The organism is Erwinia sorbitola (assembly GCF_009738185.1).
GTDB lineage: Bacteria > Pseudomonadota > Gammaproteobacteria > Enterobacterales > Enterobacteriaceae > Erwinia > Erwinia sorbitola.
Genome location: NZ_CP046509.1, coordinates 1,218,150 through 1,244,185, shown reverse-complemented (window position 1 = coordinate 1,244,185; position 26,036 = coordinate 1,218,150). Strand labels below are relative to the sequence as shown.

Genomic DNA, 26,036 nt, shown 5'->3' with positions numbered 1-26,036 from the left:
GTAAAGGCATTAAAACATTGTTGGCATTGAGCACGATTGCGCCAAGAAATGTAAACCAGTCTCTATAAACCCGGCGTATGTAACGTTGCGTGACGGGCCAGGTGCTGCCTCTTCAGTAAATCATGGCATAGCGTTATAATAACCACCCTAAAATTAAGGATGATTATTTTGGCAACGACACGCTCCCTGACTCACAGTCTGGCCCGCGCACTATTTACCATCGTCTTACTGTCCGTTATCTCCAGCGGACTGGCGCTGCTGACGCTTTCCGGCAGTCTGCGCGATGCGGAAGCGGTCAATCTGTCAGGCTCGCTGCGAATGCAGGTCTGGCGCCTGAACTGGGACGCAACCACCACCTCCCCACTTTATGCACAGCATATTGCTGACTATCAGCGCACTCTGCACTCCCCGGCACTTCAGGCACTGGATCGTTTCTACGTGCCCGCTACTGTGCGCCAGCGCTACCGCGAACTACTGAATGCAGCCAGGCAGCCCGCCACGGCGGGGGTAAAAAATCATCAGCAGGTGATGCAGCAGGTGGAAAAAATAGACCAGTTTGTACTGGCGTTACAGCACTGGGCGGAGCTGAAAATGCGCCTGGCGGCACTCACCTGCCTGCTGGGGTTTTTAGCGATTGCCCTGCTGGTATACGTTATTCTGCGTCATATCCGCCAGCAGGTCGTCGGGCCACTGCAACAGCTGGTTAGCGCCAGCGAAGCGATAGAGCAAACCCGGTTTCATCTGCCGCCGCTGAGTACTGATATGCCTAATGAGCTTGGTGTACTTGCACGGGCATTTACCCGTATGTCGGGCGAGCTGGAAAAGTCCTGGCGAGCTATGTCATTAAACGTCGAAAAAAAAACCGCCGACCTGACACAGGCTAACCGCCGCCTTCGCCTGCTATATGCCTGCTCACAGCAGCTCAGTCACAGCGTAAAAGGGCAGGAGGCGTTTCAGCAGACGTTACAGCTGGTCTCCGATCACGAGAAACTCAGCTATATTGCGCTGATAACCTCTGAGTTTGGGTTACTGAGTGCCGGGCAGATCGATCTCACCCGACCTTGGCAGAAATTAGCACTCTGCCAGCATCCGGAGCAGCGCCCCTGCGGTGAGCTGCGCTGGCAGGCCGATGACAGTGAATCGCCGCTGATGAACAATGTGGCATCGCTGCTGGTGCACGCGCTGGAGCTTTGGCAGACTCAGCAGCAGGTGCACAGTCTGCTGCTGCTGGAAGAGCGCACCACGATGGCACGCGAGCTGCATGATTCTCTGGCACAGTCTTTGACCTTTTTACGTATTCAGCTGGTCAGGCTGAAGCGCACCCTCGATGCCGACGCTTCTGCTGCGCGGGCTATCGTGGAAGAGTTTGAGCAGGCGCTTGTTGCTGCTACCCAACAGCTGCGGGAGCTGTTAACCACTTTCCGTCTGAAAATTGAACCCACCAGCCTCGCCCGGGGGCTGGAACAGATGATCGCCCCGCTGCGTCGGCAGACAACGGCTTCGATTACGCTGGCCTGCCAGCTGGATGTCCAGCTTCCGGCGCAGCAGCATATTCACGTTTTACAAATTGTGCGTGAAGCGTTGCTCAACGCTGTACGCCACTCACACGCAACGGAAATTGGTGTCAAAGGTTATGAACACCCCACAGACGGAGTAACCATTACCATAAACGATAACGGTGTCGGCATTAAAACGCTGGAAGAGCCTGACGGGCATTACGGTCTCAAAATTATGCATGAACGCGCCGCTCTCCTGAACGGTACGTTAACCATTCAGCGTGATGTGCACGGCGGCACCGGTGTCTCTTTGCACTTCAACCCGCAAACCGAACTTTTACCGTGAAGGAATAGTGATCATGGAAGAGAAGAAAGTCAGTGTATTAATAGTCGACGATCATCCGCTTATGCGTGATGGCATCCGTCAGCTACTGGCACTGGATTCCCGTTTTACTATCGTGGCCGACGTCAGCAGCGGCTCCCAGGCGCTGGAGATAGCCCGGCAACTCCCCCCCGACCTGATCCTGTTAGATCTCAGGATGAAGGGGCTTTCAGGTCTCGAAACGCTGAATGCGCTGAGAGCGGAGAGTATTTACTCGCGCGTGGTAGTGCTGACGGTATCTGACCAGCGTAGTGATATCTCCGCCCTGCTTGAGGCGGGTGCTGATGGCTATCTGCTGAAGGACAGTGAACCGGAAGAGCTACTGGCGCAAATTATTCAGGTCGCTGAAGGTGGCGTGGCCTACAGCGCGCCGTTACGCGCACTACGCAACGCTGAAAACTGGAAAGCTGATCCGTTCGTTATCCTGACAGGACGAGAGCAGGAAGTGCTGAAAGAGGTCGCCAGCGGCCTCTCCAACCGACAGGTGGCTGAGAATCTGGCGATTTCTGAGCAGACCGTCAAAGTGCACCTGCGCAGCGTGTTGAGGAAACTCAATGTGCGCTCCCGGGTGGCGGCGACAGTATTATGGCTTGAGTCACATCGTTCCAGTATGTAACCAAAAGGCGCTAAATCCGCACGATAATTTACATATTCTCCTCAATTTCTCCACGATTGTTCGCGCAACGGCGAGTAAAGTTATCGGGTGCCGGAGCCTGTTGAATAAGTTGATAAATTTGCACCGCACCTGAGAGATATCCTGCCAGGATATCTCTCTCAAACGCCGCAGGGAACACAGGCATTCTTTTCTTATTTTCAGACAACATGCTGCGGAGCTTGAGATGGCGAACTTCTTTATCGACCGGCCAATTTTTGCCTGGGTGCTGGCGATTCTTATGTGCCTGACCGGGGGGCTGGCGATCGTCTCCCTGCCCATTGAACAATATCCCGACCTTGCCCCGCCCAATGTTCGCATCACCGCCAACTACCCCGGAGCCTCCGCCGAAACCCTGGAAAACACCGTTACCCAGGTGATCGAGCAGAATATGACAGGCATCGATAACCTGATGTACATGTCTTCGCAGAGCAGCAATACCGGCCAGGCGACTATAACGCTCACTTTCGAAGCCGGAACAAACCCCGACGAGGCACGCCAGCAGGTACAGAACCAGTTACAGTCTGCGCTGCGTAAGCTGCCGCAGGATGTGCAGTCACAGGGGGTGACGGTCAATAAAACTGGCGACACTAATATTCTGATGGTGGCGTTTGTCTCTACCGATGGCAGCATGGATAAACAGGATATTTCCGACTATGTGGCGAGTAATATCCAGGATCCTTTAAGCCGTATTGATGGTGTGGGCCAGGTGGATGCCTACGGCTCCCAGTATGCAATGCGTATCTGGCTCGATCCGGACAAGCTGATCAACTATGCCCTGACCACCGGCGATGTTGTCAGCGCTATCGAATCACAAAACAGCCAGGTGGCGGTGGGCCAGCTTGGCGGGCTACCTTCCGTCGATCGCCAGGCGCTGAATGCCACCATCAATTCCCAGTCACTGCTGCAAACCCCGGAACAGTTCCGCGCCATTACCCTCAGAGTCAATGCGGATGGCTCAGTAGTTACGCTGGGAGACGTGGCGCAAATTGAACTTGGAGCAGAGAAATATGACTATCTCAGCCGCTATAACGGTATGGCCGCCTCGGGCCTCGGGATCAAGCTGGCTTCAGGTGCCAACGAGCTGCAAACTGATACTCTGGTGCGCGCCCGACTCGACGAACTGTCACACTATTTCCCACACGGGCTGAAAGCTGAAATCGCCTACGAAACTACGCCATTTGTCAAAGCCTCTATCGAAGATGTGGTTAAAACCCTGTTTGAAGCGGTGCTGCTGGTCTTCCTGGTGATGTATCTGTTTCTGCAAAACTTCCGCGCCACGCTGATCCCAACCATTGCCGTTCCGGTGGTACTGCTGGGCACTTTCGGTGTGCTTTATACCTTCGGCTACAGCATAAATACCCTGACAATGTTTGCGATGGTGCTGGCCATCGGACTGCTGGTGGATGATGCCATCGTGGTGGTGGAAAACGTCGAACGTATTATGAGCGAAGAGGGATTGTCGCCGCGTGAAGCCACGCGAAAATCGATGGGGCAGATCCAGGGAGCGCTGGTAGGGATTGCGCTGGTGCTGTCGGCGGTGTTTATACCGATGGCTTTCTTCGGCGGTACCACGGGCGCAATTTATCGCCAGTTTTCGGTCACCATCGTTTCAGCCATGGTGCTGTCGGTGCTGGTGGCCATGATCCTTACCCCTGCCCTCTGCGCAACGCTGCTGAAACCGCTGGCGAAAGGCCATCATCACGGGCGGCGGGGCTTCTTTGGCTGGTTTAACCGCATGTTTAACCGCAGCGCCGAACGCTATGAACGCGGCGTCGGTAAAATCCTCGCAAAAGGGGGGCGCTGGCTGCTGCTCTATCTGGCGCTGATTGCCATTATGGCGTTGCTGTTTATCCGCCTGCCCACCTCCTTTCTGCCGCTGGAAGATCGTGGCATCTTTACCACACAGGTGCAGCTGCCGCCGGGTTCAACCCTGCAACAGACCATGAAGGTGGTAGAAAAGGTTGAAAAATATTACCTGACGCAGGAAAAAGAGAATGTGCTGTCGGTATTCGCCACCGTGGGTGCCGGACCAGGCGGTAACGGACAAAACGTGGCACGTATGTTTGTGCGTCTGAAAGACTGGCAGGATCGCAGCGGCAGCGACAACAGCGCCTTTGCAATTATTGAACGTGCCACTCAAGCCTTTAGCACTATTAATGAGGCAAAGGTCATCGCCAGCAGCCCACCGGCTATTACCGGATTGGGCAACTCCGCCGGATTTGATATGGAATTGCAGGATCACGCCGGTCTTGGCCATACCGCCCTGATGAACGCACGTAATTCACTGCTGGAAATGGCACAAAAGAATAAGCAGCTGACCCGGGTTCGGCACAACGGCCTGGACGACAGCCCGCAGCTACGTATTGATATTGACCAGCGTAAAGCGCAGGCGCTGGGGGTTTCACTGGATGATATCAACGCCACGCTGCAAACGGGCTGGGGTTCCACCTATGTCAATGACTTCCTCGACCGCGGACGTGTGAAAAAGGTCTACGTCCAGGCTGATGCTAAATTCCGCATGCTGCCTGACGACATCAGCAAATGGTATGTACGTAACAGCAGCGGTCAGATGGTGCCGTTTACCGCCTTTGCCCGTTCCCACTGGGAAAGTGGTTCACCTCGACTGGAGCGTTACAACGGCTACTCTGCCCTGGAGATTGTCGGTGAATCCGCCGCAGGCGTCAGTAACGGTGCCGCCATGGACGTTATGGAGAAGCTGGTTAGCCAGCTGCCCGTTGGTATTGGCTTACAGTGGACAGGCGCATCGCTCCAGGAGCGGATGACCGGCGCTCAGGCTCCGGCGCTGTATGCACTGTCGTTACTGGTAGTATTTCTCTGCCTGGCAGCACTGTATGAAAGCTGGTCGATACCCTTCTCGGTGATGCTGGTGGTGCCGCTGGGCGTTATTGGTGCTCTGGTTGCTACCTGGCTGCGCGGGCTGGAGAATGATGTTTACTTCCAGGTAGGTTTATTAACGGTGATAGGATTGTCAGCCAAAAACGCCATTCTTATCGTTGAATTTGCTAACGAAATTAATACGCGCGGGCGCGATTTGGTGGAATCTACGCTGGAAGCTTCACGCCAGCGTCTGCGGCCTATTCTGATGACTTCGCTGGCCTTTATCTTCGGCGTATTGCCAATGGTTATCAGCAACGGCGCAGGCTCCAGCAGCCAGCATGCGGTGGGTACAGGGGTAATGGGTGGAATGATTTCCGCCACTGTACTGGCAATATTCTTTGTGCCGCTGTTCTTTGTACTGGTACGTCGCCGCTTCCCGCTCAGGGATAAGCCTCAATAATAAAGCAAAAAGGCAGCCTTTAATGGGCTGCCTTTTATAATGGAAGTGACTGAAGATAAAGCAGTTTGATCTGATCGCTGTGCTTCTCTTTTCTGAAACTCATTACTTACGTAACATCGTTTCGATGAAGTCTTTCCAGTTCCCCAATTCTAAGTCGATCATAAAATCCTCTCTTTCTCACTTTTATTGTGAGTTCATTTTAAGACTAATCCTAAGCAAAAGAAAGACGCAGATCCCAATTGCAGCTATCGACAAAAGGTAAACAGAGGGGTATTTGATGAATCTGTGCGATAACGCACAGTTAGTAACTAATGATTTCTCAGGGGATTATTAGCAGTAGCACATATAAATGTTCAGGGAACATGCAATAAAATTATTAACGTGCGCCGCCTGCGGCGAGCTGTGCCGCGCAGGCGGGAACAACAACCCCTGCGGGGCCGGATGCATCATTACTTCAGAATGATAACCTTGTCATAACCACCGCTTTCGCTGTCGATATGCGTTTTAGCATCGGGATGGTCGCGTAACACAGCTTCCACGATATGAGCAAATTCATCACAGCGGGATTTCTTTTTACGCATCAGCACAATAGTTGACTGCGTCTCTTCAACTGTATGTGCAGCAGACTCTTTCATATAGTTCATTGCTCCCCTCCTCTTGGTCGCGGGCTCTCTACCCTGATATACGGCGCTCGTGGCTATCATATTCATTGAGCTCACCCGAATATAGATGAATCCCACAAAAAACAGAAGGGTACAGAAGTCTGACTTTTGCCGACAGCGCATCAATCGCTCTGTCTGGACGCCTGACTTTCATCATCTCAGCGCTGCCAGTAACGGTTACCCGCTGTAGACTGTGTGCCAGCGCTCACTCTTCGTTACCTGCGTCAGCGGCCCCTGGGTGCGGCGCGTCTCGCGGTGCAGGGCATCGCGTTCAAACTCGCTGATTACCTGGTTATTGATGCGGGATTTGAGATGGGCGCACATCTCACCGTCAAAATAACCGACGGGGGTATTGTGCTGGTTCCGGAGAGTGATGAAGTGGACGAACTGAAGCGTGAGCAGGAAGCCCTGCGCCAGTAACTGCGGGAGATGAAGCTGGCGAACCGGGATATGAGAAATGCCGCTAAAGCGGCGCTCCGGGGAATAAGGATTTAGCCGGGTAAATGCATAAAAACAGCCGGGAAGATTAAAGATCTGTCCCGGCTTATCCGTAATTACATTTTTTATCTGGATGATTTGTTGCTATAGAAAATGCTTTATAAATCGCCATCCCAACACTTTCAAAATCTGAATCAGCAGGAAGACATATCATGTCGTCTACTAACATTGTCTCCCATTTATTAATATTGAAATTATCAAAAGGAATAATTTCAATTCGGTCTCTGGCAAAATTTTTCTGAGCAATAACCAACCTACTAGCCCTTAACAGTCCAGAATAAGACTTTGCACCAATCCAGCCACAAAGTTGTTTCCTCAGTTCCTTTAACTCCCACGGAGAATAAGAAGGTTTGATAGCCCCATAATTATCAATAGCTCTTAACACGCCCTCACCCAACAAGGGATAGCTTATGCCTACAGGCAACGAATCTGTTAATGCTACATTTTCACTGGGACATTCACTCTGTCGCTCATCTTGTTTCGAACGCTGAATGATAAAGTATTTATCCCCATATTCGTAAATAATGGCATCGTGTTTTTGCATATTAATCCTACAAGTTTCCAATAGTTGTTGGGTCTATTCTGTTCACACCTGTTGGCCCTATAGTTTTTCCAGATAAAGGACCGCTATCAATAATGCCTCCATTTTGGGACAGTAAAGGATATCCTTTCGTTTGGTTCTTCGTGAATGGAGCCGTTGTAGATGCTTTTGCATCTACTAACTTAACCGGTGAATTAGGTGATGTTATTGCATTATCAACAATAACTCGGTAGTTAACTGGATTACCATTAGCATCTAAAGGACGAATATAGACCTGCTCAAATACATTATTTGCACCATATTTATTCTGAGCAGCCTGAGTAACATTAGCTTCCCACGCTTTTCCGTTAGCTCTATTTTGGGCTAACTGTTGAGGTGTACATTTTAACCCAAGAGGATCGATCCAAGAAAGAGGATTCGGCGCATAAGCATACAGGTTTATCCCGCCCGCTAACCCTATCGGATCCGGCGTCGTGAATCTGCCCACCTCAGGCGCATAATACCGGAAGGTATTGTAGTGCAGCCCGGTCTCTTCATCCAGATATTGCCCGGCATAACGCAGCGGCTGACGGAACCCCCCCAGCGGCTGGCTGAAGTTGCGCCACATCGCGTCGGTCTGCCGCGTCACCTGACCAAACACCCCATACTGCCCCGACCACACCATCTCACCTTGTTTATTCGTCACTTCCTGTGGCGAGCCGTTTAGATCGGTGTGATACCAGTAAATCTTATCCCCACTGTAGTGCCGTTCAATGCAGGCCAGCGGTGTGCAGGCTTCGTTCGGGTCGTAACAATAGGTTTGCTGGTGATCGTCAGTACGACTTTGCAACAGCCGCAGCCCCTGCCACAAGAAATGGGTCTCACGCCGTTCCTGACGGAGGGTCACCTCCCTGCTTAACCGGCGGCCCAGGCGGTCATACTGCCGGTGCTGCGTCAGCGCCCCCCTGGGTGCAGCGGGTCTCGCGGTGCAGCACATCGCGTTCAAACTCGCTGCTTATCTGGTTATTGAAGCGGGATTTGAGATGGGCGCACATCTCACCGTCAAAATAACCGACGGGGGTATTGTGCTGGTTCCGGAGAGTGGCAAAGTGGACGACCTGAAGCGTAAGCCGGAAGCCCTGCGCCAGTAACTGCGGGAGATGAAGCTGGCGAACCGGATAAAAATAGCCGGAAGGATCGGTGGATCTTTCCGGCTTTATGATCAATTCTATTTTTACCGATGCAGCTTACTAGCATAGTGGAAAATTTCTAACATCTTTCAGACATCCACTTTCCTGATACTCAATTTTCAAGTGAACATATTAATATCATCAAGAGCATCCTTAGCTCTCGATGATACCATCTCATTTGAACTTGACATTTTATCTTTCAAAAAAGGAATTACTATATTTTTATCTATTTTCCCATTTACTCTGGCTAAATGCCCCAGACAAGTTAAAGCCAATCCACTAATGTCATCGTCAGAATCATTTGCCATCCTCATTAACTGCTCTTCAGCCCACTCTATATCACTTACATTATAGGCAATATAAAGAAGGGTATCTGTTACTTTTCTTGACTCACCCGAATCAAGTAGTTTTTCTAAATGTAGCTTATTTTCATTCACCACAAATTTTTCCTTTTCTTGTTGCCTTACCAAATCTGGTTAACGCAGATTTTTGCTTGTTATCCAAAGCATCCCAATCACGTACATTCCCATGATATTCATCTATATTACCTGCTAAAGATCGAGTTTTATCTAATACAACAATTTCATTATTAGTAATATCAACCCCAACTCGTCTTGGTGATGTTGGTTTTACTTGAACGGAGTTATCTAAGGCTGTCTGACCATTTATTGGTGCTCGGCTTTTTACTGAATTATCAAAAATACCATGGTAAGGCGCGTCCTTATATACGTTTACCTTATCACCACTCAAACCTAGCGGATCAATCCACCCCAGCGGATTCGGCGCATACTGATAAAGATTTAATCCACCCGCTAACCCAATAGGATCATGCGTCGTGAACCGGCCAACCTCTGGGCCGTACTACCTATTTGGGTTGTAATGGGTCAAGGATTTTACATCGTAGTTTATACGCTACCGCCCTTCCGTGATAGTTTTTATCTGAACAAAACACTTTAAAATCAATTGGTAATGAAAATATAGACTAATTGAAGCATCGTAATATCCCCATATAGGCGCGAACTGGATACGGGATAACGGCTAGTTGTATCTGGCAGGAGATGGTTGACACAGTGCGGCCTGACCGGGCAACCGCTAGCGATCAGCCTGATGCCTTTTCAGGTGGTGATTCGGGTGCAGCAGGGGAATATGCTGGCATAGCAACTGATACAATAGCTGGGGAGACCCAAGCGGATCTCCCCGGCCTTACTCTTAATCTCCAGGTTTTTCCCAGTACCTTGTCTTTTCTGTCTCCCTTTCGATATCGTCCATATCATCATCACCTAGCTCATCATTGAACTTACTAGAAAGAACTCTCCTTACCTCAGCTAACTTATGAGTTATTTTATTATTATCTATGAAGTTAGTTGTCTCTCTTTCATATTCCAGCCGTCGAGCACCTGTAATAGTTGGCTCATTATAATAGTGATGAGCTATATTATTCAGGGAGACAAGGATATAGTTTATCTCCTTTATAATATCAATAGCCTCACAACCGGTTAAAGTTATAGACTCATTTTCTTTTAACATGTTACTTCCTTTGAGTTACAGAGAAGTTATCCAAAACAACATCACCTTTTACAGTAAGCTCTTGTGTATGATAACGCGGGTTGGTAATCCACTCTAATTGTGAGTTTGGAACATCGGTTTCAATATAATCCCTACCTCTCCCTGGCTTTATTTGATATTTTGTTTCAACCTGAACTTGGCCCATAGGTTTTTTATTTACAGGTTCAACATATACACGACCATTATCTTGGGCTCTGATGACACCACTCTCTTTTATGGCATTTGAACCTTTTCTATTTGTATAGTGACGAACTCTAGTTACATCACAGCCTGCCAACCCAAGCGGATCAATCCACCCCAGCGGATTCGGCGCATACTGATAAAGATTTAATCCACCCGCTAACCCTATCGGATCCGGCGTCGTGAATCTGCCCACCTCAGGCGCATAATACCGGAAGGTATTGTAGTGCAGCCCGGTCTCTTCATCCAGATATTGCCCGGCATAACGCAGCGGCTGACGGAATCCCCCCAGCGGCTGGCTGAAGTTGCGCCACATCGCGTCGGTCTGCCGCGTCACCTGACCAAACACCCCATACTGCCCCGACCACACCATCTCACCTTGTTTATTCGTCACTTCCTGTGGCGAGCCGTTTAGATCGGTGTGATACCAGTAAATCTTATCCCCACTGTAGTGCCGTTCAATGCAGGCCAGCGGTGTGCAGGCTTCGTTCGGGTCGTAACAATAGGTTTGCTGGTGATCGTCAGTACGACTTTGCAGCAGCCGCAACCCCTGCCACAAGAAATGGGTCTCACGCCGTTCCTGACGGAGGGTGACCACCTTACTGGACCGGCGGCCCAGCGCGTCATAGTGGTACTGCGCCTCAAACAGCCCCTTCGGCCCGCCACCTTTCGCCCCCACCAGGCGGTTATCGGCATCATAGCGATAGTGCTGAACCTGTCCGTCGTTTCGCCTCACCACCATGTTGCCGAAGGCATCATACTGATACTGCCATCGTTCCCACCCCGTCAGCCGGTTATCACTGCAAGCCTGGCTGCCGCGGACAGACGGTGAGCTTTCTGGCGTCAGTAATGGCAGTACCAGGGCGTTATCAGCCCGATCGTAATGCACAGAGATCCGATCGCCCTGTGCCGTACAGACGCTGCGCAGCCGGCCTTCAACATCATAGCCGTAGCTCACCCTTCCCCGGTTGCCGTCCTCCACGGCGGCCAGCTCATGCATATCGTCATAATGATACGCCCGCCACAGAACCCCCTGCTCCGGGGAGGTGAGTGCACCGGTGAGGCGATGGCTGATACTGCTTTGCCACTGGCGACGCCCCAGCCGGCCATACTGCCGGTGTTGTGTCAACGCCCCTTGTGTGCGACTGGTTTCACGGTGCAGGGCATCGCGCTCAAACTCGCTGATTATCTGATTATTGAAGCAGATGGCGGTGACGTGCCCGGAGCCGTAGTGCAGCCACCGGAAGCGGTCATCATTCGGTAACCCCAGTTCGGTCAGGTTGCCCAGTGCATCATACCGGTAGCTCAGTGCTTCAGCGCCGTTATGCTCCCGGATCACCCGGCCCAGCGCATCCCGCTCGAAGCTCACGGTATTGGGCCGGATACCCAGCTTCAGCCCCTGTTCCGTCGGTGTACGGCTGGCACCAAGCAGGTTACCCATCACATCCCACTGATATACCACCCGCCCGGTCTGCGTCTGGCGTTCAGTCACACGACCCGCAGCATCGTAGGTCAGGTGGCCTGGTTTCGTCGGGCGTTGACCTTTCCCGTCTGCCGTGCCGCGCTGAGTCACCTCACTTATCTGCCCGTCAGCATTGTAGGCGTAACCGTAACGGGTATCGTCCGGGCGTTGTTCTTCCCGTAGCCGGCCTTCCGCATCACGGGTAAAACGATAGACACCGCCGTTGTCGTTATCCAGACTAAGAAGGTTGCCTTCTGCGTCATAGTCATAACGGATAACCCGGTTCAGCCGGTCTGTCGCGCTCAGGGTCTGCCCACGCGCGTTGTAGTGCCAGTGGCGGGGCAGGTTGTTCCCTTGCTGATGACTGAGCAGTAATCCGGCGTCAGACCAGTCAAACTGTTCCGTTGAGCCATCCGGCAGGGTCAGGGTGACCAGCCGGCCTGCATCGTTATACTGGTAGCGGGTTTCCTGTTGCAGTGCATCACGGCGGGAGACCATCTGCCCCAGTCCGTCATAAAGCCAGGCAGTGGATCGGCCGGAACAGTCGGTGTAACCCGTGAGCTGCCCCCGGCTATTCCAGCTGAACCGGCTCTCTCCCCCCTGTGCATCAGTGACGCGGTCTGGCAGCAGCGTACGGGCGTGGGGATAGTGGTAGTACGTTGACTGCAACAGCCGGTCAGTTTCCTGCACCACCCGGCCCTGTTCATCCAGGACGGTGCGCTCTGCCAGGCCATCCGGCCAGAACACGAAGGTCTGTCGGTCACTGTTGCGTTGATATTGCCAGCGCGTCGTCGCTCCACCGGCATCAGTGACCGATGCCAGCCTGCCCAGTTCATCCCACTGGCACTGGCGCAGATGCCCCAGCGGCGAACGGTAACCCGCCGGAAGCCCGGCCTCGTCCCATAGTAGCTGATGTTCATTACCGATACGGTCGGTGTAACGGCTGACGCGACGGTGTTCGTCCAGTTCCCACACCGCCTGACTGCCATCCTGGAAGGTGGCGGTGCGCAGACCGCGTTCTTCATCACAGGCCAGCCGGTAGCCATCCCCCTCGCTGGTGTGCTGCCCGGTGACGCACCAGATATCATCGATTTCCTGCCACCGGTAGTCGCAGCGAAGCCCGGCGGCATTCTCATGCCACAGCAGCAAACCGTTCTGTTCATCCCAGCCAAAGCGGCGCATGACGGCCCCGCACCGGTGTTGCACCGCGACCAGCCGGCCTGCGTCGTTATACTGGTAACGAACGCGCTGCACCTCACCCGCCACGGTTTGCTGCCACACGGCAGTGAGGCGGTGGAGTTCGGGGTGATATTCACAGCGCAGGGCCTGACCACCGGTAAGGGTGAGGATGTCCATCTGCCGTTGTTCGTTGTAGTGGAATGACTGCCGGTTGCCGGCATTGTCGCTGACGGCACTCAGGGGAGCCCGGCCCCCGGCGTCGAAGGCCGGGTAGTGATAGCGCAGTTCACCGGCATCGCTGATACACCACGTGCCATCTTCCTGATGCGTAAGCCAGCACCGCTGATCGGGGCAGAAGGTACGATGGCCGGCGGGTACCTCAGGGAACGGGATAAAATCCCCGCAGGTGTTACGCCACAGGATCCCCTCGTCCACCTGCCGCAGTTCGCTTTCCCAGAACAGGCTCCAGCCCGGCCCCAGTACGCTCTCCGCCGCATGGCTGCTGAGATAACGACGCTGCCAGAACAGTGGCAATTCCCCCCCGAGGGTGAAGTCCAGGTCATCGTCGTCATTGAGGAATTTTTGCCCGCCAGTCACATCTACCGGGTTGGCCAGAACCCCGGCTACCGACGCCGCTATGGCTAATGGAGCCAGCCGGCAGGCGATTTCAGCCATCCTGCCGGCCCCGGGCAGTCTGGCAAACAGAGTTTGAACTGCCCCCGGCCCCTTGCCGGCGGCGCCACCAAAGCTGGCGAACCCCGCAGCAAGCATCGTCAGGTCTGAAACGGTATAGGCCCACCCGGGGATTTCCGGGCTGATGTTTTCCGTGGTCGTTGTGCCACCGCCGATAAACACGCTGGACGAACCGGCGAGGATGGTCGCATCGCAGGTGGTTTTATCGCCCCTGCGGGCGGCTGGCAGACCGTTGATACATACGGAAGAAGAGCCCTGCGCCGCCTGCTGCGTCCTGTCCCTGTCACAGGCAGCGGTGCTTAACGTCGCTACGGCGGCAGCCCTGCCGTTGATAAAGACAGTGCCCGAGCCGGTGATAATCGTCCCGCCGGGGCTCACCGGGCTGGCCCCGGCGCCGGCACAGGCATCCCGCGCCTTTTCCCCCAGGGCGCTGGCCGCCATGCCAACCGCAATCCCGGCCCCCATAAGCAAAAAGCCCACGCCAAGGCAGGCAGACGCACACCCGGCAGCAAACAGCATGCCGCCCAGAATGCCCCCGGCGACGTTAATCAGCCCGCCCAGAATCGTGCCGCCGGTCAACCCGGCGAGAGCCCCCGAATGGCCGGTGGCATCACCGACGCGCGCAGCTTCCGGCATGGTATTCGCTCCTGTCCCTGGTCGAAATGAGGGGGGTTACGGATGCTGATAGCTGTCCAGACAGGCTGAGAAGAAAGCCTCATCCTGTTCTGTGAGGGCCCGGGAGCCCGCCAGCGTGAATATCAGCACGTCAGAGGCCGTAACGGGGAATACCGCCTGACGCTGGTACAGGGTCTGGCCCTTTTGCGGATGGTAGCGGGAAAGCAGCGTGATGCCGTGGAGCAGGCCATCGCCCAGGACGGCGGGCTGTTCGTCAAGGGACTGGTACCTGCGCAGGCGTTTTTGCAACACCTCACGCTGGCGGGCCAGGTAGGCGGCAAAGTCTTCGCCGGGGTGCAGCTGGTCACGGGAGATATTAAGAGATGGCCCTGATGGCGCAATCAAAATATTGACGGTCTGTTCACGGTATCCGGCAGGCAGGGTAATGCTGCCTTCCGTGAAAATACAACGGGGTGCTGAAATCCGGGTCATCCCTGCGCTCCATGCAAAGTCCTTTTCCACAGGGGGTAGATTTACCACAATGTTGCGCATGAATCGATGAGGGAATAAGTAGTAATTTTATGAAAATTAATACATTACGTGAGGGGCGATTGTAAGCGCTCTGCATTCCACCCCCTCTTACCACTATCAACTATGAGTTCATAGTTGTTACAATCAAGGGATTAAGTGTTGTTTTGCAAGTACTCAAGAAGACTGGCTTTTTGGCGAGGGATATTATCATCAGTGCTTTAGTGTCACTTGAGATTCGTACATACAGCAAACATTTACGTATATAGAGAACTCAGGATAATTATGTATAAGCTCTATGGCATTAAAAACTGCGACACCATCAAAAAAGCCCGTAAATACCTGGAAGCTCAGGGCGTGGAGTACCAGTTCCATGACTATCGTACTGACGGACTGGATGCTGATTTACTCCAGCGTTTTATTGATACCCTTGGCTGGCAGGCGCTGCTCAACACTCGCGGCACCACCTGGCGTAAACTGGATGAATCAGAACGCAATGCGGTGGATAATCCAGCAACTGCGCTCAAGTTGATGCAGTCGCAGCCTGCAATTATCAAACGCCCGTTGCTCTGCGCTCCAGACGGTTCTATGCTGCTGGGCTTCAGTGAAGCCACCTATACGCCGTTTATCCAGGAGAAGTCATAATTATGCACTGTCCGGTCATTGAGCTGACGCAGCAGCTTATTCGTCGCCCTTCCCTCAGCCCCGATGATGCCGGTTGCCAGGCAATTCTGATTGCCCGTCTCCAGGCGCTGGGTTTTACCATTGAGCCGATGAATTTTGGCGATACGCTGAATTTCTGGGCATGGCGCGGTGAGGGTGAAACGCTGGCTTTTGCTGGCCATACTGACGTGGTGCCGACCGGTGATGCAAACCGTTGGATCAACCCACCTTTTGAACCTTCTATTCGCGACGGCATGCTGTTTGGCCGCGGCGCAGCTGATATGAAAGGCTCGCTGGCAGCGATGGTGGTTGCCGCCGAACGTTTTGTTGCTGCTCATCCGCAGCATAAAGGCCGTCTGGCATTCCTGATTACCTCCGACGAGGAAGCCAGTGCGACAAACGGCACCGTCAAGGTGGTGGAAGCGCTGATGGCCCGCAATGAACGGATGGATTACTGCCTGGTAGGTGAACCTTCAAGTACTGAAGTCGTGGGCGATGTGGTGAAGAATGGCCGTCGCGGCTCGATTACTGCCAATCTGACGATTCACGGCGTACAGGGCCATGTGGCTTATCCGCATCTTGCCGACAACCCGGTGCACCGCGCGATGCCAGCGCTAAATGAACTGGTTGCCACCGAGTGGGATCGCGGCAATGAATTCTTTCCGCCAACCAGTATGCAGATTGCTAACGTACAGGCCGGAACCGGCAGCAACAATGTGATCCCCGGTGACTGCTTTGTGCAGTTTAATTTCCGTTTCAGTACCGAGCTGACCGACGTTCTGATTCAGCAGCGCGTCGGAGAACTGCTCGATCGCCATCAGCTGCGCTACAGCATTGAGTGGAAGCTCTCCGGGCAGCCATTCCTGACTTCACGCGGTAAGCTGGTTGATGCGGTGGTCAATGCAGTTGAGCACTATAATGAGATCAGGCCACAGCTGATGACCACCGGCGGCACTTCCGATGGGCGCTTTATCGCCCGCATGGGTGCGCAGGTCGTGGAGCTTGGCCCGGTGAATGCCACCATCCATAAAATCAATGAATGCGTAAAAGCCGCTGACTTGCAGCTTCTTAGCCGCATGTACCAGCGGATCATGGAACAGCTGATCGCATAAGGGTGAAATGATGGAATTTATAAAACATTACTGGTGGATCCTGGTGATCCTGCTGATGGTTGGCGTGCTGATGAACGTCTACAAAGATCTGAAGCGTATCGATCACAAAAAGTTTCTCGATAATAAACCCGAGCTGCCTCCACATCGTGACTTCAACGATAAGTGGGATGACGAAGACGACTGGCCGAAAAAGAAATAACGCGCATAAACGCGATCCTGCGTGAAGCCATTACCAGCGAACGAGAATGAGTGAGCGGGTTGTTTCAACCCGCTCCTTGTTAGATCAACGTAATCACATCATCATCGCCCGGCTTACTGCCGCTAAATGCTTCATCAAAGTAACGGCGCGGTACGGTAAATTGCAGGCGTTCAAGAGCCAGCTGCATCGCGCGGTCATCGATGGCGTGAGGCAAATCATCAACGATATCCAGCGTCACATCACCGCCCAGGGCGGTTAACCGTTCCTCGGCGTCCAGTGCATGGGTCAGCGGCAGTACGGTATCGTTGTCGCCGTGGATCAGATGAATTGTGGTACGCGTGCCAGCCTGCTGCGGCAGCGTTTCATAGCGGCCGCTAAATGCCACGACCCGCCCAGCCAGCCCACCCTGCACCTTCACCGCTTCCAGCGCCATCGTCGCTCCCTGAGAAAAACCGATCAGTGCGGTGGCATCTGCTTTCACTCCACTCTGCTGCTGCCAGTGGCGAACGCTGGCGATAAATCCATCCATAACTTCTGCCACGTCCTGTGAAGGACGATCCGCTGAAGGGTTATACCAGCGGGATCCGCCATCTGCATCCTGTTCAGGCCCGCCGATACTGACCACCAGCGCACGTGGAAATGCCCCGACAAACCATCGGCCAATCTCACCCATCGCTACCGGATTATCGCCAGCGGCGTGATACAGCAGAAACAGCTGCGTAGCCGGTAACGACGGGTTATGGACAACAACATGGTTATTTTTCATCAGAGCCTCCTCAATACAATGAAGCGATCATACGCCCCTGAACCAGGAAGAACATGGAGATTTTTTGACGATGATGTTGGATTTATTGCAACGAGTTAATCTGCTGCTGGCAGGTCTCAGCACGTGCAGCGTCCAGCGCTGCCAGCCCTTGCTGCGCCTCCTGACGCCAGGCATCCAGCAATGCTTTGCGTCCGGAAAATCTAAACCCGGCACAGATATCAGCCGCTGAACGCCGTTCCAGCAGGGCCGCACGCAGCAGCGGCAGCATTACGCCATCCTGACTGACCAGACGCCCCAGCGCTGCATAGCTGGCCTCATAAGGGCGCTGCGCCCAGGCGAAACCGGACAGCTCCAGCCAGTCGTCGTCCGTTAGCTCCGGTTCAAACTTATCCGCCAGCGGCAGCCCATCAGGATCTAACTGCTGCCGAAGCCAGTAACCGTTCCGTGCCAGTCGTTCTGCCAGCGAGGCCGTCAGTTGCTGCCCGGCAGGGCTAAGAGGCAGCAGCGCCATCGCCGTATAACAGCCGCTGCTGGCCTCCAGCTGACTGCCAATACGCACCAGATGAAAACCACAGCGCTGCCAGAAACGCCACAGCTGCGGCGTAAAACCAAAGCTGACCGAAAGAAAATCCAGTCCCCGGGTATATTCAAGGCCATGAACGATCAGCTGGCGGCCAATGCCACGTGCGCGGAGCTGGGGAGAGACAGCAATACGACTGATACGCCGCGAGCGAAGCCGGGCTGCCTCAGGCGAACCGGCATGGGCCGCCAGCGACTGAGCAACCAGATTCCCACGCGGACGGCGTTTGCCTGCCCATACCGCTGTCGCAAGCTCCGCTGATAATCCCCCCTCATCCACCAGCCACAGCGCCCCCTGCACGCTCTCTCCCTGCATGGCGACCTGGAAATGCATCCCGGGCGCATCCATCATCCGGCGCAGGTCGAGCGGTGAAGTACGGTAGTGAGCGCTGGTTAGCAACTGATAGACAGCCGCCATCCGCCCAGGCTGACGCAGCCAGTCATCCTGGATCAGCGAGACGTAGTGCGGTGTACTCTGCTGCGGCGGCGCAACAGCATCATCAAACAGCAGCACATCAGCGACCAGCTGCTCCAGAGGATCGCCCGCCGCCCAGCGCAACGGCATATCAAGCTGGAAATGAGTCACGTCAGCCAGTGACGCGCAGAATTTCAGCATAAAACCACGTCCGGTGCCTTCGTAACCCTGCACGGTGGTGGTCAGCAATACCCTGGGAAATAACGCCACCAGCCGCTGTAAAAGCGGTGCCGGGATCGCCGCCGCCTCATCAATCAGCAGCCAGTCAACGCCGGGAGCAAGCTGCTCTGCGTCTGCCAGCAGCCGATCCGGTGCCACAAACTCAAACCGCTCTCCGGCATACTGCGCCAGCACATCCGTGGATACTTTAGCTGGCGCTGTTACCAGGCTGCGCCCCGGCCAGCGAGCTGCCAGCATCCCGGCCAGTGCAGACTTCCCGCGCCCGCGAGCCGCTGTGAGCGCATAAATACCTGGCCCGGCGTTAAGAAGTCCAGAGAGAATGGCCTGCTGACCACGGTTATCCGTCTGCCAGTGCTCCGGCTGTGGGGCAACAAAAGAGATAGGATGATGATCGTGCTGACGCCACAATAACGCACGCTCATCGGCAAGCAGCAGCTGTTGAAAGCGATGTACAAAGTGAGTGCTGGCACAGGGGCAGTCCCCCTCGCTCCAGCGCAGTGAATCAGCATCCGGACGCTGCGCCCAGCTCTCCCATTCAGGTAACAGCAGCACCAGCCAGCTTCCTGCACACAGGGTACCCGCCAGTGCGGCGAAAGCTTCCGCATGAAAACCGTCACGGGCATCAAACACGGCATGTCTGAACTCGCGCCCCAGTAGCGTACGTATGGCCTGCGGCGCACAGCTCAGGGAGCGTTCCGGCGTATTATTTCCTACCCACAGCCAGTCACCGGGCAGCTGCGCCATAAGGTCAGCGGCCTGCTGTGCACACCATGCCGCTTCACCACTGATTGCCAGTAAACGCCGCCAGCCCTGCCGTTCGATCTGCGCTGTCGCCGTAACAATCTCATTCATCCGCGCTAACCCGCAAAGGTATTGCACTGGCCCGGATTGCCGCTATCGAAACCTTTCTTAAACCAGGTGTAACGCTGCTGCGAGGTGCCGTGGGTAAAGCTGTCCGGCACAACCCGTCCCTGGCTGCGCTGTTGCAGGCGATCATCACCAATGGCCTGGGCTGCATTCAATGCCGATTCAAGATCGCCGCTTTCCAGCACACTTTCCTGCTGCATATAGTGCCCCCAGACTCCGGCAAAGCAGTCCGCCTGAAGTTCCATTTTCACCGACAGCTGGTTCACCGCTACCCGGCTGGCTCCCTGCTGCATCTGGCGAACTTTCTGCTCAATGCCCAGCAGGTGCTGCACATGGTGCCCCACTTCATGGGCGATGACATAGCCCTGAGCAAATTCACCACCGGCACCAAGTTTGCTGGTCATCTCGTCATAGAAAGAGAGGTCAATATAGACTTTGCTGTCCGCAGGGCAGTAGAACGGCCCCATCGCTGACTGTCCGCTACCGCAGGCGGTCGGCGTCTGGTTGCGGTACATCACCAGAACAGGCGACTTCCAGGGTTTATCCATTTTCTGAAACAGTTTCTGCCAGGTATCTTCCGTCATAGCGAAAATGGTACGGGTAAACTGCGCCGCTTCATCGTCTTTCGGCGTTGAACGCTGCTGCTGTTGAGTGGTCTGTGACAGCGAGCTGCCATCTCCGGTCAGCAGCGGCGTAAGGTCGTAGCCATAATAGCTGGCAACCGCGACCAGAATCAGCAGAGCGATTCCTCCTTTGCCACGCGGAATACGTATGCGCCCGCCGCCTACGGTACCGGATTCATTACGGCGATCTTCCACATTGTCGCTTTCGCGACGCCCTTGCCAGCGCATAGATTTTCCCTCGTGAGCATTACAACAACATATCAGTGGATTTTAGTCTGACGCAGCGGGGAACACCAGAAAACGAGAGGAGCAGAGGGATTTAACGCAAAAGGCCAGGCAAGCCTGACCTCAGATAGGGTGACGGGCTGAGAGATATCAGCCCCAATGAACAGTCGCTTTAGTCGAGTTTCACACCCAAACGATTTGCCACTTCTTCGTAAGCTTCAATCAGGCCACCGAGGCTCTGACGATAGCGGTCTTTGTCCATCTTGTTCAGGGTTTCTTTGTCCCACAGACGGGCGCCATCAGGAGAGAACTCATCGCCCAGCACCACTTCGCCGTTAAACAGACCAAACTCCAGCTTGAAGTCAACGAGGATCAGACCCGCATCGGAGAACAGCTTGCTCAGTACGTCGTTTGCCTGGTAAGTCAGCTCACGCATCCGCGCCAGATTCTCTTTGCTCACCCAGCCGAAGGTCTCGCAATAAGATTCGTTAACCATCGGATCGTGTTTGGCATCGTCTTTCAGGAACAGGTCAAACAAGGGTGGATTGAGCACCAGGCCCTCTTCCACGCCCAGGCGTTTTACCAGCGAGCCGGCAGCACGGTTACGCACCACACACTCCACCGGCACCATATCCAGTTTTTTCACCAGCGCTTCATTATCAGAGAGCAGGGCTTCCATCTGCGTGGGGATCCCGGCTTCCTGCAATTTAGTCATAATGAAATAATTAAATTTATTGTTAATCATTCCTTTACGATCAAACTGTTCGATGCGCTCACCGTCCAGCGCTGACGTATCGTTGCGGAATTCGAGTACCAACAGATCCGGGTTTTCGGTGCTGTAAACGGTTTTCGCTTTGCCGCGATACAACTCAGCTTTTTTCTGCATCTTGTTTAACTCCAAACGATATAAGTGAAACTGTCAGGCCGGCGACGATGCCGTCCCGTTAAAATTTTGCATGGCGGAATTATATGTTCCGCAGCTAAAAAACCGAAGCAATCGTTTACGTAATACCAAATAAAAAAGGCCAGAGTCGCTCTGGCCTTCTGTATTACTTGCTGAATGCGGCCTGGAACACCGCCACCAGCGCATCGTTCTGCGACTGGGTCAGCGGATGACCTTTCGGATCCAGGAACTGCAAGCTGCTACGGTTATCAAGGTCACCGACCTGAAGTTTGTAGTCACCATTAGCCAGTTCAGGATCTTTGGCACCCAGAGAGTCAAAGGTATCGCTACCCGGCTCTTTGTAGGTCACGTTCAGGCTACCCTGTGAACGGTTGCTGTCAGTCACTTCCATACCAATACGTTTCAGCGTGGCCGGCAGACGCTGCCAGACAACGTTGAACGGTGCACGCAGGATCAGGTTAGGCAGGCCGGTATCATCAGCACCGCTCTGCACATCAATCTGCGTTGGGCTACGACTGGCAGCCGCATCTTCACGGCCAGTTTCAATTTTATCCAGACCCGCACTGATTTCGTTCAGCATCTGCGCGGTATAACGCTGGATCTGCACCGGAGATGTGACGACTTTATCCTGCTGTTGCAGCTCCAGCAGTTTAACCGTCAGCGCCTGCTGACCGCCCTGCTGCTGAACGCTTAACTGATAACGACCACGATACTGGTTGTCTTCATCAGCACGGTTCCACTGAACCCAGTCGGTAGTCAGCGTCTGACGAGCATCCTGACGATCGGCAATCGGGAACTTCGCAGCCTGTACCACATCAACAACCTGCTGCCAGATTGAGCCGCTACGGCTATCAACCAACAGCGTACCGGTATTACCCGCGAACTGGCTGCGGGTGCCGTTCATCAGTGCCAGCGTCTGAGCTGGTGGACGAATATCCAACTGCTTACCCACCTGCCCTTTACTGCTGACGTTTGGTATATCAAAGTCGCCATTTTGCAGCGGCAGGATCATGCCAGCAGGTGCGCGCAGATCGCTAAGATCGGCTGCCTGAAGGTAGGATTCGTCACCGCTCACCTGACGCTTGTAACGTTGATCGTTAGAACATGCTGCAAGCAGCATTACCAACGAAAGTCCCACCACTTTCGCTACCGTGGACTTTTGTACTGAGTAAGCCATTAATTCTCCCTAAATTTAAAGCAGGCCAGCGTTTTTCAGTGCCTGCTCAACAACCGGACCACCGGCATCGGTCAGCGGCGTCATAGGCAGACGCAGCGTATCGGTTGCTATTAATCCTAATTGTTTCGCGGCCCATTTCACCGGAATAGGATTCGGTTCCACAAACAGTTTGTGATGCAGATGCATCAAACGCTGGTTCAAAATACGGGCTTCAGCAAAGTTGCCCTGCTGTGCCAGTGCACAGAGTTCAGCCATTTCGCGTGCAGCAATGTTCGCCGTCACGGAAATAACGCCGTGCCCGCCAAGATGCATGAAGTCCAGCGATGAGGCGTCATCGCCGCTCACCAGCACAAAATCTTCATTTACCAGCTGTTGGATCTGACTTACCCGCGATAAGTTCCCGGTAGCCTCTTTGATTCCGATAATATTTTTTATTTTGGCCAGGCGACCGACGGTTTCCGGCAGTAAATCTGTACCGGTACGCGACGGTACGTTATACAGCATTTGCGGAAGCGCGGTGCTTTCTGCGATGGTTTTAAAGTGTTGATACAGACCTTCCTGGGTAGGACGGTTGTAATAAGGGGTGACGGTAAGGCAGCCCACAACGCCCGAATTTTCGAAACGTTTGGTCAGCGAGACGCCTTCAGCCGTGGCGTTGGCCCCCGTTCCGGCAATGATCGGAATACGACCATCTGCCAGCTCCAGCGTCAGCATCACCACATCACCATGTTCTTCATGGCTAAGGGTGGCAGATTCGCCGGTGGTTCCCACAGAAACTATTGCCGCAGTGCCGCTGGCAATATGGTAGTCAATCAGTTTTTTCAAACTCGCACGGCAGACATTACCTTTGTCATCCATCGGCGTTATGAGTGCAACAATACTTCCCGTGAACATTAGTCATCCCCTCGACAAACAATTGCTTCATGGTACGTTTGTCCGAGCAGTAAAAGCAATAGTGTCGGGCGGCTCAAGCGCTTGTCAGCAGTTTTTTTTATGTTTACCTTATAGTTATTAGAATTTAGACAGGAAGGTTGATTTTGTCGCAGTCATCGCAACAACATTTGGTTATCACCGCACTTGGGGTTGACCGCCCTGGGATCGTCAATGCCATCACCCGCCATGTCAGCAGCTGCGGATGTAATATTGAAGATAGCCGTCTTGCTCTGCTGGGTGACGAATTCACGTTTATCATGCTGTTATCCGGCAGCTGGAATGCCATCACGCTGATTGAATCGACCCTGCCGTTAAAAGGCGCCGAGATGGAGCTGCTGATCGTAATGAAACGTACCAGCGCCAGTTCGCGCCCGCCTATGCCCGTGACAATATGGGCGCAGGTGGATGTTACCGACTCACCGCATATTATTGAACGCTTCACCGACCTGTTTGACTCACACCAGATGAATATTGCGGAACTGGTCTCACGAACTCAGCCAGCTGATGAAAATCAACCGCCATTGCTCTATATTCAGATAACCGCACACAGCCCGGCCAGTCAGGATGCGTCATTTATTGAGCTGGCGTTTAACCGACTCTGTACAGAACTCCATGCTCAAGGCACTATTAAGGCAGTTTCTCATCACGGGGCATAAAATCTGACCTGCCGGGAGAGAAAGTGCGCAAATTTATCCATAGCATGATGAAAAAAAACGGAGAGTTGTGATGAATCCACTGAAAGCCGGTGATACTGCACCGAAATTTAGCTTGCCCGATCAGGACGGCGAACAAGTAAATTTATCCGACTTCCAGGGACAGCGCGTTCTGGTGTATTTCTACCCGAAAGCGATGACGCCAGGCTGCACCGTACAGGCATGCGGTCTGCGTGACAGCATGGATGAGCTGAAAGAGGCCGGAGTAGACGTATTAGGTATCAGTACCGACAAGCCGGAAAAACTGTCTCGCTTTGTCGAGAAAGAGATGCTGAACTTCACCCTGCTCTCTGATGAAGACCACAAGGTCTGCGAAGAGTTTGGCATCTGGGGAGAGAAAACCTTTATGGGTAAAACCTATGATGGTATTCACCGCGTCAGTTTCCTGATCGGCGTAGACGGTAAAGTTGAGAAGGTCTTTGATGACTTCAAAACCAGCAACCACCACGATATCGTCATGGATTATTTGAAATCAGCATGATTCGATGCGGGTGAAATCCGATTAAAGGCCTGTTCTGGTCTGAAAAGCCGCCCCGCTCGCTAACGAGGCGGCTTTTTTTCAGCATGCCGGTAACGACTGTTATTCCTTATACAGCTCATCCGGCCAGGCGTGCACTACGGCTTTCACCAGTGTTGCCAGCGGTATAGCAAAGAACACACCCCAGAATCCCCACAGCCCACCAAAAATCACTACGGATAAGATAATCACCAAGGGGTGCAGGTTGACCGCCTCTGAAAACAGCACTGGCACAAGAATATTGCCATCCAGCCCCTGGATAACCAGATAGACGATCATCATCGTCCAGAAGTCACCGGACAATCCCCACTGCCCCAGCCCGACACCAATCACCGGAATGGTGACCACCATGGCTCCGATATAGGGAATCAGCACTGAAACGCCCACCAGCACCGCCAGCAGCAGCGCATAGTTCATGCCAATAGCGAGGAAGCCTATCCAGCTGACTACCCCTACCACCACCATCTCCAGCACTTTGCCGCGAATGTAGTTGGACACCTGCTGGTTCATCTCAACCCATACCTGACCGGCAAGGCCACGGTTACGAGGGAGGACACGCCGGATGGCATTCAGCATCTGCTCTTTATCTTTCAGCAGGAAGAATACCATCAGCGGTACCAGCACCAGATAAATTGCCAGCGTCATCAGGCCCACCAGCGATGCCAGCGAATATTTCACTAACTGATCGCCAAGCCCGCTCAGGCGGCTGCGCAGGTTTTCCACCACGATATCAACAATACCCACGCTCATCAGCGTAGGGAAACGCTCCGGCAGGCGCATGGCGAACTGATAGAGCCGGGTCAGCATCGTTGGCAGTTCATGGGCAAGGTTGATGCCCTGCTGCCAGGCCACGGGAACCACCACCAACAGCAGGATCAGCAGTAACGTTGCGAAGACAATCAGCACAAGGGTCACCGCCCAGGTGCGTGAACAGCCAAAACGCTCAAGGCGCACCGTTGGCCATTCAAGAAGGTAAGCCAGCACCAGAGCAACCAAAAGCGGCGCCAGTAGCCCGTTGAAGAAAAACAGAATGCAGAAAGCAGCGAGCAAAATCGCCAGCAGCGCGATAGCCTGTGGGTCGCTAAAACGACGTCGATACCACTGCATTAGAAGTTGCAGCATGGGAGTCCTTGCCTGAAAAAAGATGGAAAAGAGTGTACCTGATACGGCCCGCCCATG

Annotated in this window: 27 protein-coding genes and 1 pseudogene; 11 read left to right on the top strand and 17 right to left on the bottom strand. The window is 53.8% G+C overall.

The window, feature by feature from the left end; translation table 11 throughout:
• Positions 1–168 precede the first annotated feature (168 nt).
• The 3 genes from narQ to acrD all read left to right on the top strand — a co-directional run bounded on the left by narQ (position 169) and on the right by acrD (position 5,831).
• Positions 169–1,842: a nitrate/nitrite two-component system sensor histidine kinase NarQ gene (gene narQ / locus GN242_RS05565; RefSeq protein WP_154753848.1), complete on the top strand. Its 1,674-nt coding sequence runs from the start codon at positions 169–171 to the stop codon at positions 1,840–1,842.
• A gap of 13 nt (positions 1,843–1,855) precedes the next feature.
• Positions 1,856–2,494, top strand: a complete 639-nt coding sequence (locus tag GN242_RS05560; RefSeq protein WP_154753847.1) for a response regulator — start codon at positions 1,856–1,858, stop codon at positions 2,492–2,494.
• A 223-nt stretch (positions 2,495–2,717) separates the two neighbouring features.
• Entirely contained in the window at positions 2,718–5,831 is a 3,114-nt protein-coding gene (gene acrD / locus GN242_RS05555; RefSeq protein ID WP_154753846.1) for a multidrug efflux RND transporter permease AcrD, read from the top strand.
• Between the two features lie 102 nt (positions 5,832–5,933).
• Here acrD and ypfM read toward each other — a convergent pair whose 3' ends face one another.
• Positions 5,934–5,993: a protein YpfM gene (gene ypfM / locus GN242_RS05550; RefSeq protein ID WP_118665656.1), complete on the bottom strand. Its 60-nt coding sequence runs from the start codon at positions 5,991–5,993 to the stop codon at positions 5,934–5,936.
• Positions 5,994–6,280: 287 nt separating this feature from the next.
• Positions 6,281–6,475 carry a hypothetical protein gene (locus tag GN242_RS05545; protein WP_156287031.1) on the bottom strand — a complete coding sequence of 65 codons (195 nt, stop codon included), beginning with the start codon at positions 6,473–6,475 and terminating at the stop codon, positions 6,281–6,283.
• Between the two features lie 213 nt (positions 6,476–6,688).
• Between GN242_RS05545 and GN242_RS05540 the strand changes: the two genes are divergently transcribed.
• Positions 6,689–6,913 (top strand): hypothetical protein, encoded by a 225-nt coding sequence (locus tag GN242_RS05540; RefSeq protein ID WP_156287030.1) that lies wholly within the window; start codon positions 6,689–6,691, stop codon positions 6,911–6,913.
• Positions 6,914–7,037: 124 nt separating this feature from the next.
• Here GN242_RS05540 and GN242_RS05535 read toward each other — a convergent pair whose 3' ends face one another.
• Together GN242_RS05535 and GN242_RS05530 are read right to left on the bottom strand one after the other, a co-directional pair.
• Positions 7,038–7,535, bottom strand: coding sequence for a DUF1436 domain-containing protein (locus GN242_RS05535; protein WP_156287029.1), 498 nt, complete (start codon positions 7,533–7,535; stop codon positions 7,038–7,040).
• A 7-nt stretch (positions 7,536–7,542) separates the two neighbouring features.
• Positions 7,543–8,361, bottom strand: a complete 819-nt coding sequence (locus GN242_RS05530) for an RHS repeat-associated core domain-containing protein (RefSeq protein ID WP_231617134.1) — start codon at positions 8,359–8,361, stop codon at positions 7,543–7,545.
• Positions 8,362–8,497: 136 nt separating this feature from the next.
• Between GN242_RS05530 and GN242_RS05525 the strand changes: the two genes are divergently transcribed.
• Positions 8,498–8,662 carry a hypothetical protein gene (locus GN242_RS05525; RefSeq protein ID WP_156287028.1) on the top strand — a complete coding sequence of 55 codons (165 nt, stop codon included), beginning with the start codon at positions 8,498–8,500 and terminating at the stop codon, positions 8,660–8,662.
• A gap of 158 nt (positions 8,663–8,820) precedes the next feature.
• Here the strand turns inward: GN242_RS05525 and GN242_RS05520 are convergent, their stop codons facing one another.
• From GN242_RS05520 to GN242_RS21825, 3 genes and pseudogenes are all read right to left on the bottom strand, one after another.
• A complete protein-coding gene (locus GN242_RS05520) occupies positions 8,821–9,141 on the bottom strand; it encodes a hypothetical protein (RefSeq protein ID WP_156287027.1) in 321 nt (106 codons plus the stop codon).
• Positions 9,131–9,451, bottom strand: coding sequence for a hypothetical protein (locus GN242_RS21625; protein ID WP_197094807.1), 321 nt, complete (start codon positions 9,449–9,451; stop codon positions 9,131–9,133). Before GN242_RS21625 ends, GN242_RS05520 begins: the two co-directional genes overlap by 11 nt.
• Positions 9,446–9,562 (bottom strand): annotated as a pseudogene (locus GN242_RS21825) (RHS repeat-associated core domain-containing protein); the annotation flags it as partial. The pseudogene GN242_RS21825 and the gene GN242_RS21625, both read right to left, overlap by 6 nt.
• A gap of 201 nt (positions 9,563–9,763) precedes the next feature.
• On the opposite strand from GN242_RS21825, the gene GN242_RS21720 reads away from it, so the two are divergent.
• Positions 9,764–9,859 carry a hypothetical protein gene (locus GN242_RS21720; RefSeq protein ID WP_231617133.1) on the top strand — a complete coding sequence of 32 codons (96 nt, stop codon included), beginning with the start codon at positions 9,764–9,766 and terminating at the stop codon, positions 9,857–9,859.
• A gap of 51 nt (positions 9,860–9,910) precedes the next feature.
• On the opposite strand, the gene GN242_RS05505 is transcribed toward GN242_RS21720, so the two are convergent.
• Genes GN242_RS05505 through GN242_RS05495 form a run of 3 tightly spaced genes read right to left on the bottom strand, consistent with a single transcriptional unit; the run spans position 9,911 to position 14,888 of the window.
• Positions 9,911–10,228, bottom strand: a complete 318-nt coding sequence (locus GN242_RS05505) for a hypothetical protein (protein ID WP_156287026.1) — start codon at positions 10,226–10,228, stop codon at positions 9,911–9,913.
• Between the two features lies 1 nt (position 10,229).
• The gene (locus GN242_RS05500) at positions 10,230–14,417 is read right to left on the bottom strand and encodes an RHS repeat-associated core domain-containing protein (protein ID WP_197094765.1); all 4,188 of its coding nucleotides are present in this window, start codon (positions 14,415–14,417) and stop codon (positions 10,230–10,232) included.
• Positions 14,418–14,453: 36 nt separating this feature from the next.
• Positions 14,454–14,888 carry a DcrB-related protein gene (locus GN242_RS05495; RefSeq protein WP_156287025.1) on the bottom strand — a complete coding sequence of 145 codons (435 nt, stop codon included), beginning with the start codon at positions 14,886–14,888 and terminating at the stop codon, positions 14,454–14,456.
• A gap of 321 nt (positions 14,889–15,209) precedes the next feature.
• Between GN242_RS05495 and GN242_RS05490 the strand changes: the two genes are divergently transcribed.
• From GN242_RS05490 to GN242_RS05480, 3 genes are read left to right on the top strand one after another with little or no spacing between them, the layout of a single operon-like run.
• Positions 15,210–15,569, top strand: a complete 360-nt coding sequence (locus tag GN242_RS05490) for an ArsC family reductase (RefSeq protein ID WP_154753840.1) — start codon at positions 15,210–15,212, stop codon at positions 15,567–15,569.
• Between the two features lie 2 nt (positions 15,570–15,571).
• Positions 15,572–16,699 (top strand): succinyl-diaminopimelate desuccinylase, encoded by a 1,128-nt coding sequence (gene dapE, locus GN242_RS05485; protein WP_154753839.1) that lies wholly within the window; start codon positions 15,572–15,574, stop codon positions 16,697–16,699.
• A gap of 10 nt (positions 16,700–16,709) precedes the next feature.
• The gene (locus GN242_RS05480; RefSeq protein WP_154753901.1) at positions 16,710–16,898 is read left to right on the top strand and encodes a YpfN family protein; all 189 of its coding nucleotides are present in this window, start codon (positions 16,710–16,712) and stop codon (positions 16,896–16,898) included.
• Between the two features lie 79 nt (positions 16,899–16,977).
• Here GN242_RS05480 and ypfH read toward each other — a convergent pair whose 3' ends face one another.
• The 6 genes from ypfH to dapA form a co-directional block, all read right to left on the bottom strand.
• Positions 16,978–17,664 carry an esterase gene (ypfH, locus tag GN242_RS05475; protein ID WP_156287024.1) on the bottom strand — a complete coding sequence of 229 codons (687 nt, stop codon included), beginning with the start codon at positions 17,662–17,664 and terminating at the stop codon, positions 16,978–16,980.
• 82 nt (positions 17,665–17,746) lie between these two features.
• Positions 17,747–19,750, bottom strand: coding sequence for a tRNA(Met) cytidine acetyltransferase TmcA (locus tag GN242_RS05470; protein WP_156287023.1), 2,004 nt, complete (start codon positions 19,748–19,750; stop codon positions 17,747–17,749).
• A gap of 5 nt (positions 19,751–19,755) precedes the next feature.
• A complete protein-coding gene (gene ypfJ / locus GN242_RS05465; protein ID WP_156287022.1) occupies positions 19,756–20,616 on the bottom strand; it encodes a KPN_02809 family neutral zinc metallopeptidase in 861 nt (286 codons plus the stop codon).
• Between the two features lie 169 nt (positions 20,617–20,785).
• Positions 20,786–21,499, bottom strand: a complete 714-nt coding sequence (gene purC, locus GN242_RS05460) for a phosphoribosylaminoimidazolesuccinocarboxamide synthase (RefSeq protein WP_154753835.1) — start codon at positions 21,497–21,499, stop codon at positions 20,786–20,788.
• A 163-nt stretch (positions 21,500–21,662) separates the two neighbouring features.
• Complete coding sequence (gene bamC, locus GN242_RS05455) at positions 21,663–22,694, bottom strand: outer membrane protein assembly factor BamC (protein ID WP_156287021.1); 1,032 nt, start codon at positions 22,692–22,694, stop codon at positions 21,663–21,665.
• A 15-nt stretch (positions 22,695–22,709) separates the two neighbouring features.
• Complete coding sequence (dapA, locus tag GN242_RS05450) at positions 22,710–23,588, bottom strand: 4-hydroxy-tetrahydrodipicolinate synthase (protein ID WP_154753833.1); 879 nt, start codon at positions 23,586–23,588, stop codon at positions 22,710–22,712.
• A 143-nt stretch (positions 23,589–23,731) separates the two neighbouring features.
• On the opposite strand from dapA, the gene GN242_RS05445 reads away from it, so the two are divergent.
• Complete coding sequence (locus GN242_RS05445; protein ID WP_154753832.1) at positions 23,732–24,283, top strand: glycine cleavage system transcriptional repressor; 552 nt, start codon at positions 23,732–23,734, stop codon at positions 24,281–24,283.
• A gap of 70 nt (positions 24,284–24,353) precedes the next feature.
• Positions 24,354–24,821 (top strand): thioredoxin-dependent thiol peroxidase, encoded by a 468-nt coding sequence (gene bcp, locus GN242_RS05440; RefSeq protein WP_154753831.1) that lies wholly within the window; start codon positions 24,354–24,356, stop codon positions 24,819–24,821.
• A 99-nt stretch (positions 24,822–24,920) separates the two neighbouring features.
• On the opposite strand, the gene GN242_RS05435 is transcribed toward bcp, so the two are convergent.
• The gene (locus GN242_RS05435) at positions 24,921–25,979 is read right to left on the bottom strand and encodes an AI-2E family transporter (RefSeq protein ID WP_154753830.1); all 1,059 of its coding nucleotides are present in this window, start codon (positions 25,977–25,979) and stop codon (positions 24,921–24,923) included.
• Between the last annotated feature and the right edge of the window lie 57 nt (positions 25,980–26,036).